Source organism: Modestobacter sp. I12A-02662, assembly GCF_041028325.1.
Classification (GTDB): domain Bacteria; phylum Actinomycetota; class Actinomycetes; order Mycobacteriales; family Geodermatophilaceae; genus Modestobacter.
In genome coordinates this window covers 1-566 of record NZ_JABGDE010000044.1, presented here as the reverse complement: position 1 = coordinate 566, position 566 = coordinate 1, and the positions used below count along the sequence as shown (strand labels likewise).

2 rRNA genes are annotated in these 566 nt (G+C 53.2%); both read right to left on the bottom strand.

Features of this window, described 5'->3' with window-relative positions:
* Window positions 1-95: 95 nt before the first annotated feature.
* Window positions 96-211 (bottom strand): 5S ribosomal RNA (gene rrf, locus HL189_RS22520).
* A gap of 68 nt (window positions 212-279) precedes the next feature.
* A 23S ribosomal RNA gene (locus HL189_RS22515) occupies window positions 280-566 on the bottom strand; the annotation flags it as partial.

Sequence of the window (566 nt, the reverse complement as noted above, 5' to 3'; positions counted from 1 at the left end):
GTGACAGGCAGGTATTCTAACCGACTGAACTACCGCTCCACCGAAGACTGCTTGTAACCACCGGATTCATGCACCGGCTTACTACTTAATTTGATGCCTGGCAGTTCCCTACTCTCACATGGGGAGACCCCACACTACCATCGGCGCTACGGCGTTTCACTTCTGAGTTCGGCATGGGGTCAGGTGGGACCACCGCGCTAAAGCCGCCAGGCAAATTCTGTTAAATCTGTATCAGGCTGAAAATATCGTGTCTCTTCGCCAAAACACCTTCGGCGTTGTAAGGTTAAGCCTCACGGTTCATTAGTATCGGTTAGCTCAACGCATCGCTGCGCTTACACACCCGACCTATCAACGTCGTAGTCTTCAACGTTCCTTCAGGACCCTTAAAGGGTCAGGGAGAACTCATCTCGGGGCAAGTTTCGTGCTTAGATGCTTTCAGCACTTATCTCTTCCGCATTTAGCTACCGGGCAATGCCATTGGCATGACAACCCGAACACCAGTGATGCGTCCACTCCGGTCCTCTCGTACTAGGAGCAGCCCCCCTCAATTCTCCAGCGCCCACGGC